Raw genomic sequence first — 7,795 nt, 5'->3', positions numbered from 1 at the left:
AGCCCGCACCCGAACCAGCCACTTCGCAGCACTTCGCCCCGCCGACCAAGTCAGCGGGGCGAAGCAACAGGGCCCGAATTAACCAACAGCGTCCGGAAGTCCGCACCGGGCCCTCGTCATGAAGCGCTGTTACCAGCGGACCGCGTCCAGGGCGTCCGCGACACCCGTGCCGTAGAAGCCGTTGTCGCGCTTACCGCCCTCGCAGACCGCGTCGACGGTGCCGTTGCCGTCGATGTCGTACGGGTTGGTGCAGGCTGTGTCGTCCGCCTGTGCGTACAGCAGGCCCTTCACCAGGGCCGGCGGCGCGTACGGGTGCGTCGACTTGATCAGCGCCGCGACGCCCGCGACGTGCGGGGACGCCATCGACGTACCTGCCTTGTAGCCGTAGCCGCCGCCCGGCAGCGTCGACAGGATCCGGCCGTCGACGGCCGGCGCGTCCGGTGCCTGGTAGCGCGTCGAGTCACCGCCCGGCGCGGAGATGTCGACCACGCCCTGGCCGTAGTTCGAGTACGAGGCCTTCAGGCCCTTGGCGCCGAGCGCGGAGACCGTGACGACACCCGGGATCTGGGTCGGGATGTCGAGACACTCGCGCGGGTTGATGACCCGCTCGCCCGGCGTGGTGTCGTTCGGGCTCGAGGTGTCGGTCAGCTCGTCGGCGGCGAGGTCCATCCGGGAGTTGCCGGCCGCGGCGACGTTCACCGCGCCCTTGCGCTCCGCGTAACGGGTGGCGCGTGCGACGGCGTCGACGAGGGCCTTCTGGTCCTCGTCGTTCTTGCAGTTGAACAGCCACGGGTCCGTGTAGTAGCTGTTGTTGGTCACGTCGACGCCGTGCTCGGCGGCCCACACGAAGCCGCAGACGACCGCCTCGGTGTAGAAGAAGCCGTCGGGCTGCGAGACCTTGATGCCGGAGACCTTCACGCCCGGAGCGACACCGGTGATGCCGACGCCGTTCTTCGCCGCGGCGATCGTGCCCGCGACGTGCGTGCCGTGGTCGCTCTCGTCCGGGCCCGGACGCCAGGCGCCGTCGGCCGTGTCGGGCACACCGCCCACGCAGCTGACGGAGGCCCCACGGTCGAAGTTCGGCGCGAGGTCCGGGTGGGTGTCGTCGACACCCGTGTCGATGACCGCGACCGTGACCTTCTTGCTGCCGAGCGTCTTCTCGTGCGCCTTGTCCGCCTTGATGGCCGGCAGGTCCCACTGCAGGGGCTCCAGCGGGTCCTGGTCGGAGGCCGCCTGACCGGCCGACTTCTTCGCCTCCTCGGCGGTGAGCGGACGCTCCGAGTCGATGGCCATGTCGGCCGCGGGCGCCAGCGGCTTGGTGCGGGTGGCGCCGGCCGACTCCACACCGCGCACCGAGCGGATCGTGCCGGCGAAGGCGGGGTTCTGCGAGTGGACGACGATGACGCCTATCTGGTCGTAGGCCATCACCACCGTTCCGCCGGCCTTGGCTATGGCCTTCTTGACCGACTTCGCGGTGCCGTGTCCGCCCTTCACATTGACGACGTACGACATCTTCGGGCCGTCTGTCTGCACCGCGGCGGGTACGTCGTAGGCCGGCGCCGCAGAAGCGGCCCCCGCGGGCAGGAAGCCGAGCGAGGCCGTGAGCGCCAGACCGGCGGGCAGCGCGAGTGCGCGGCGCCGTCTGGATCCCAGATGAACCATGGGTTCTCCACATCATCCGTGACAACCGCCCAGACACCCCTGTGCGAATGGGCGGGTACATGACGAGTGAAGCTATCGCTGATCAAGGGCCGGGTTCAATGAGTTCGCGAAGGAAGTGCGGAATAAAAGGCCGATGTTGAACCGGTTCGCCGTGGGCGCCGTGCCGTTGTCAGGGAGTGGAGCTACACCGAACCGCCCCTGTCAGTGACATCCCCGAGTCCATCCCCACCGCAGACGCGTCGCGAGGAGCTTCCGTGACCATCGATGCACCGCCGCCTCCCGAGGGCGGTACGGACACCAGCACCGCACAGCACACGACAGAGTCGTTCGCCCGGGTGCAGCAGAGTACGGAATTCGGCGAACTGCGCCGCACTCACCGCTCGTTCGCCTTCCCGCTGACCATCGCGTTCATCGCCTGGTACCTGCTCTACGTCCTGCTCTCCAACTACGCCGGCGGCTTCATGGGCACGAAGCTGTTCGGCCACATCAACGTCGCCCTTGTCTTCGGCCTCGCCCAGTTCGCGACCACATTCCTCATCGCCTGGCTCTACTCACGGCACGCCGCAGCGAAGCTCGATCCGAAGGCCGAGGCGATCAAGTCCCGCATGGAGGCCGACGCATGAGCCCCGCCCTGCACCTCGCGGCCTCGAACGCCACCACCGAGCACCGGCCGCTGATCATCACCCTCTTCGCGGCGTTCGTCGTCGCGACCCTGTTCATCACCGTCTGGGCCGGCCGGCAGACCAAGGACGCCGCCGACTTCTACGCGGGCGGCCGCCAGTTCACCGGCTTCCAGAACGGCCTCGCCATTTCCGGCGACTACATGTCCGCCGCCTCGTTCCTCGGCATCGCCGGCGCCATCGCCCTCTACGGCTACGACGGTTTCCTCTATTCGATCGGCTTCCTGGTCGCCTGGCTCGTCGCCCTGCTGCTCGTCGCCGAACCGCTGCGCAACTCCGGCCGGTACACGATGGGCGACGTCCTCGCCTACCGGATGCGCCAGCGCCCGGTCCGTACCGCCGCCGGCGCCTCCACCATCGTCGTCTCGGTCTTCTACCTGCTCGCGCAGATGGCGGGCGCGGGCATCCTCGTCTCGCTGCTCCTCGGCATCACCAGCGACGGCGGGAAGATCGCGATCGTCTCCCTGGTCGGGCTGCTGATGATCGTCTACGTGACCATCGGCGGCATGAAGGGAACCACCTGGGTGCAGATGGTCAAGGCCGTCCTGCTCATCGCGGGCACCCTGCTGATCACCTTCCTGGTGCTGTGGAAGTTCAACTTCAACATCTCCGACCTGCTCGGCGAGGCCGCGGCGAAGAGCGAGGTCGGCCAGAAGGGCAACGCCGACGCCTTCCTCGAGCCCGGCCTCAAGTACGGCGTCGACGGGATGACCAAGCTCGACTTCATCTCCCTCGGCATCGCCCTCGTCCTCGGAACCGCCGGACTCCCGCACATCCTGATCCGCTTCTACACCGTGCCCACCGCCCAGGCCGCCCGTAAGTCCGTCAACTGGGCCATCGGCATCATCGGCGCGTTCTACCTCATGACCATCGCGCTCGGCTTCGGCGCCGCCGCGATCGTCGGGCCCGCGGAGATCAAGGCGTCCAACCCGGCCGGCAACACCGCGGCCCCGCTCCTCGCCCTGCACATCGGCGGTGTCGACTCGGCCTGGGGCGCGATCCTGCTCGCCGTGATCTCGGCAGTGGCGTTCGCCACGATTCTCGCCGTCGTCGCCGGACTGACGCTGGCCTCCTCGTCCTCGTTCGCCCACGACATCTACGCCAACGTCATCCGCAAGGGGCAGGCCACGGAGAAGGAGGAGGTCAGGGCCGCACGCTGGGCGACCGTCTTCATCGGCATCGTCTCCATCGCTCTCGGCGCGCTCGCCCGCGACCTGAACGTGGCGGGTCTCGTCGCGCTCGCCTTCGCGGTCGCCGCCTCCGCCAACCTGCCCACGATCCTCTACAGCCTGTTCTGGAAGAAGTTCACGACCCAGGGCGCCCTGTGGTCGATCTACGGAGGCCTCGCCTCCTCGGTGCTCCTGGTGCTCTTCTCGCCGGTCGTCTCCGGCAGCCCCAGCGCGATGTTCCCGAGTGTCGACTTCGCGTGGTTCCCGCTGTCCAACCCGGGACTCATCTCCATCCCGCTGGGCTTCCTGCTCGGCTGGCTCGGCTCGATCCTGAGCAAGGAGAAGCCCGACGAGGGCAAATACGCCGAGCTCGAGGTCAAGTCCCTCACCGGCATCGGCGCCCACTGAGGAGGAAACCGACACACGCACGACAGCGGCCGCGTCGTAGGGTCCTACGACGCGGCCGCCGCCCACCTCGTGGCAAACGGCCCCTGGTGTTGTCAGCAGTCTCGCGTAGGCTCGCAGTGGCGAGATACGTACGACTTCCGGATGGGGAGGGGGCCCACAGTGCTCATCGACACCTTCGGCCGTGTGGCCACTGACCTGCGCGTTTCGCTCACGGACCGGTGCAATCTGCGGTGTACGTACTGCATGCCGGAAGAAGGCCTGCAGTGGCTGGCAAAGCCCGATCTGCTGAGCGACGACGAGATCGTCCGGCTGATACGTATCGCCGTCACCGATCTCGGCATCACCGAGGTCCGCTTCACCGGCGGCGAGCCGCTGCTGCGCCCCGGACTGGTCGGCATAGTCGAGCGCTGCGCCGCCCTCGAGCCCCGCCCCAAGATGTCCCTCACCACCAACGGCATCGGGCTCAAGCGCACCGCGGCCGCCCTGAAGGCCGCCGGCCTGGACCGGGTCAACGTCTCGCTGGACACCCTGCGGCCCGACGTCTTCAAGACCCTCACCCGCCGCGACCGCCACCACGACGTGCTCGACGGCCTCACAGCCGCCCGCGAAGCCGGCCTCACCCCCGTGAAGGTCAACGCCGTCCTGATGCCGGGACTCAACGACGACGAGGCGCCCGACCTCCTGGCCTGGGCCGTGGAGAATGACTACGAGCTGCGTTTCATCGAGCAGATGCCGCTCGACGCACAGCACGGCTGGAAGCGTGACGGGATGATCACTGCCGGTGATATCCTCGAGTCCCTGCGCACCCGTTTCACCCTGACACCGGAAGGCGACGCCGCGCGCGGCTCCGCGCCCGCAGAGCGGTGGGTCGTCGACGGCGGACCGCAGCGGGTGGGCGTCATCGCCTCCGTCACCCGCCCGTTCTGCCGCGCCTGCGACCGCACCCGGCTCACCGCCGACGGTCAGGTGCGCACCTGCCTCTTCGCCACCGAGGAGACGGACCTGCGGGCCGCGTTGCGCTCACAGGCACCCGACGAGGAGATCGCCCGCATCTGGCGGCTGGCGATGTGGGGCAAGAAGGCGGGGTCCGGCCTCGACGACCCGTCCTTCCTCCAGCCCGAGCGGCCCATGTCAGCCATCGGCGGCTGACCCGGCCCCCTCACCCCGCTCCCACGCCTCCAACGTCACGACGTCCTTCAGGAAACCGCGCACACCGAGGAACTGCGAGAGGTGTTCCCGGTGTTCGTCGCACGCCAGCCATGTCTTGCGGCGGTCGGGGGTGTGCAGCTTCGGGTTGTTCCAGGCGAGGACCCAGACGGCGCCTGTGCGGCAGCCCTTGGCCGAGCAGATCGGGGATTCTTCACTCACCGGATGCATCACCGGATCATTGTCCCAGCATGGCGACGCCGAGCAGCCACGGGGGGAGCTGCCCGGCGTCGGTCCGTCGCTCCGACGGGGGATGCGGAGCGCGTAGGCAGTATGTCACGGGTAGCAGGGTGCGTTGCACCGGAACTTCATGATTGATCTGAGCTTTTCCTGAGCTTTGCGGAGCCTCCCGGACCCGCCTGCCCGGCCCGTCGTCAGCTCTGCCCGGCCGCCGGACGCTCCCGCTCGTAGGCCCCCGTCTCCGTCTCCGTTTCCGTCCCCGCCTCCGCCGCGCTGCGCGCCACGGCCGACTCGATCATCGGACGCGCCGGCGGGGGAAGGTAGGTCGACGGCAGCGAAGGGGCGTTCTCCCGGCCCGCGTTGGCGATGACGACCGCGACGTACGGCAGCAGAATGCCGAGCGCCAGCGCCACGATCGCCACATGACGCTCCACGTTCCACAGCACGGCCGCGAGGATCACCGACAGCGTGCGGACCGACATCGAGATCACATAGCGGCGCTGCCTGCCGCGCACATCGTCGGCGAGGCCCCGGCGTGCTCCCGTGATCCGGAAGACCTCTGCTCCGTCGTGCTTCCGCATCACGGTCCACCACCCGATTCCCGCGCCGGACGTTCCCGGACAATTCCCTGATTCGACCCCATCCACGGTACGCCCGGCCTGCGCCGTCTTCGAGAGCGGGGCGGCCCCACGACTGCGTGCCCGCTGTGCGTCATCAGCCATACGGCGTGCCCCGACATGCACCGTACGGCTGACGGGCCGACACTGGCGACGTAACTGCTCACGCAGAGGCCGTACAAGGAGGCAGCCATGGGCTGGTTGTGGGCGATCATCGTGGGATTCGTGCTGGGCCTGCTCGCCAAGGCGATCATCCCGGGCAAGCAGCACAGTCCGCTCTGGCTGACCACCATCTTCGGCATCATCGGTGCCGTCATCGGCAACGCGGTGGCCCGTGGGTTCGGCGTCGCGGAGACCAGCGGCATCGACTGGTGGCGGCACGCGTTCCAGCTCGCCGCGGCCATCGTCGTCGTCTTTCTGGGAGACATGGCCTACACAGGGGTCCGCGGCAGAAAGCAACACCGCGTCTGACCGGTCCGCGGCGGAGGACGACGCCGCGTCCGACCGGTTCGCGGCAGACAGCAACACCGCAGCTGACACCACACGGCTGAGGCCGGGCGGGCAGAGTGCCCACCCGGCCTCAGCCGTGTCGCGTCCTCGGTCAGCCGACCGCGACCTCGACCGCCGCCAGGTTCTTCTTGCCCCGACGCAGCACCAGCCAGCGCCCGTGCAGCAGCTCGTCCCGCGACACCACGGCGTCCTCGGCGGTCACCTTCACGTTGTTCACGTAGGCGCCGCCCTCCTTCACCGTGCGGCGGGCCGCGGACTTGCTCGGCGCCAGACCGACCTCGGCGAACAGATCGACGACCGGCAGCAGCTCGCCGGCCCGGGCGTGCGGCAGCTCGGCGAGCGCCGCACGCAGCGTCGCCTCGTCCAGATCGCCCAGCTCGCCCTGCCCGAACAGCGCCTTCGAGGCGTTGATCACCGCGGCGCACTGGTCGGCCCCGTGCACCAGCGTCGTCAGCTCCTCCGCCAGCGCCCGCTGGGCGGCGCGCGCCTGCGGCCGCTCCGCGGTCTGCTTCTCCAGCTCCTCGAGCTCCTCACGGCTCTTGAAGCTGAGGATGCGCAGGTACCGGTTGATGTCCCGGTCGTCCGTGTTCAGCCAGAACTGGTAGAACGCGTACGGCGTGGTCATCTCCGGGTCGAGCCAGAGCGTGCCGGTTTCGGACTTGCCGAACTTGGTGCCGTCGGCCTTGGTCATCAGCGGTGTGGCCAGAGCGTGCACCTCGGCGTCGGGCTCCAGGCGGTGGATCAGGTCCAGGCCCGCGGTGAGGTTGCCCCACTGGTCGCTGCCGCCCTGCTGCAGGACGCAGCCGTACCGCCGGTACAGCTCCAGGAAGTCCAAGCCCTGCAGCAGCTGGTAGCTGAACTCGGTGTAGCTGATGCCCTGCTCGGACTCCAGACGCCGCGCGACCGAGTCCTTGGTGAGCATCTTGTTGACACGGAAGTGCTTGCCGACGTCCCGCAGGAACTCGATCGCGGACATGCCCGCGATCCAGTCCAGGTTGTTCACCATGATCGCGGCGTTGTCGCCCTCGAACGAGAGGTACGGCTCGATCTGCGAGCGCAGCCGTTCCACCCACTGCGCGATCGTCGCCGGGTCGTTCAGCGTGCGCTCCGCGGTCGGCCGCGGGTCGCCGATCTGGCCCGTCGCCCCGCCGACCAGCGCCAGCGGCCGGTGACCGGCGAGCTGGAGCCGGCGCACGGTCAGCACCTGGACCAGGTGCCCGACGTGCAGGCTCGCCGCGGTCGGGTCGAAGCCGCAATAGAAGGTGACGGGACCGTCCGCGAGGGCCTTGCGCAAAGCGTCCTCGTCAGTGGACTGGGCCAGCAGCCCGCGCCACTTCAGCTCGTCGACGATGTCCGTCACGAC

Annotated in this window: 8 protein-coding genes; 4 read left to right on the top strand and 4 right to left on the bottom strand. The window is 68.9% G+C overall.

From position 1 onward, the window contains the following. Positions 1–129: 129 nt before the first annotated feature. Positions 130–1,662: a S8 family peptidase gene (locus ACZ4SA_RS34805; RefSeq protein WP_468282126.1), complete on the bottom strand. Its 1,533-nt coding sequence runs from the start codon at positions 1,660–1,662 to the stop codon at positions 130–132. A 254-nt stretch (positions 1,663–1,916) separates the two neighbouring features. Between ACZ4SA_RS34805 and ACZ4SA_RS34800 the strand changes: the two genes are divergently transcribed. The 3 genes from ACZ4SA_RS34800 (at position 1,917) to moaA (ending at position 5,068) form a co-directional block, all read left to right on the top strand. Further along, entirely contained in the window at positions 1,917–2,285 is a 369-nt protein-coding gene (locus ACZ4SA_RS34800; RefSeq protein ID WP_468282124.1) for a DUF485 domain-containing protein, read from the top strand. Continuing rightward, the gene (locus ACZ4SA_RS34795) at positions 2,282–3,919 is read left to right on the top strand and encodes a solute symporter family protein (protein ID WP_468282122.1); all 1,638 of its coding nucleotides are present in this window, start codon (positions 2,282–2,284) and stop codon (positions 3,917–3,919) included. Before ACZ4SA_RS34800 ends, ACZ4SA_RS34795 begins: the two co-directional genes overlap by 4 nt. A 159-nt stretch (positions 3,920–4,078) precedes the next feature. Next, positions 4,079–5,068 carry a GTP 3',8-cyclase MoaA gene (gene moaA / locus ACZ4SA_RS34790; protein ID WP_468282120.1) on the top strand — a complete coding sequence of 330 codons (990 nt, stop codon included), beginning with the start codon at positions 4,079–4,081 and terminating at the stop codon, positions 5,066–5,068. Here the strand turns inward: moaA and ACZ4SA_RS34785 are convergent. Both ACZ4SA_RS34785 and ACZ4SA_RS34780 read right to left on the bottom strand, forming a co-directional pair. Next, the gene (locus ACZ4SA_RS34785) at positions 5,051–5,296 is read right to left on the bottom strand and encodes a hypothetical protein (RefSeq protein ID WP_468282130.1); all 246 of its coding nucleotides are present in this window, start codon (positions 5,294–5,296) and stop codon (positions 5,051–5,053) included. The genes moaA and ACZ4SA_RS34785 overlap by 18 nt on opposite strands. 203 nt (positions 5,297–5,499) lie before the next feature. After that, on the bottom strand, positions 5,500–5,886 hold the full coding sequence (locus ACZ4SA_RS34780; RefSeq protein WP_468282118.1) for a DUF3099 domain-containing protein: 387 nt from the start codon (positions 5,884–5,886) through the stop codon (positions 5,500–5,502). A 228-nt stretch (positions 5,887–6,114) separates the two neighbouring features. On the opposite strand from ACZ4SA_RS34780, the gene ACZ4SA_RS34775 reads away from it, so the two are divergent. Continuing rightward, the gene (locus tag ACZ4SA_RS34775) at positions 6,115–6,393 is read left to right on the top strand and encodes a GlsB/YeaQ/YmgE family stress response membrane protein (RefSeq protein ID WP_468282116.1); all 279 of its coding nucleotides are present in this window, start codon (positions 6,115–6,117) and stop codon (positions 6,391–6,393) included. A gap of 130 nt (positions 6,394–6,523) precedes the next feature. On the opposite strand, the gene tyrS is transcribed toward ACZ4SA_RS34775, so the two are convergent. Continuing rightward, positions 6,524–7,792 carry a tyrosine--tRNA ligase gene (gene tyrS / locus ACZ4SA_RS34770; RefSeq protein ID WP_468282128.1) on the bottom strand — a complete coding sequence of 423 codons (1,269 nt, stop codon included), beginning with the start codon at positions 7,790–7,792 and terminating at the stop codon, positions 6,524–6,526. Positions 7,793–7,795: the final 3 nt, after the last annotated feature.

This window comes from Streptomyces sp. NPDC027962 (genome assembly GCF_055566095.1).
This window is presented reverse-complemented; position numbering and strand designations above follow the sequence as displayed.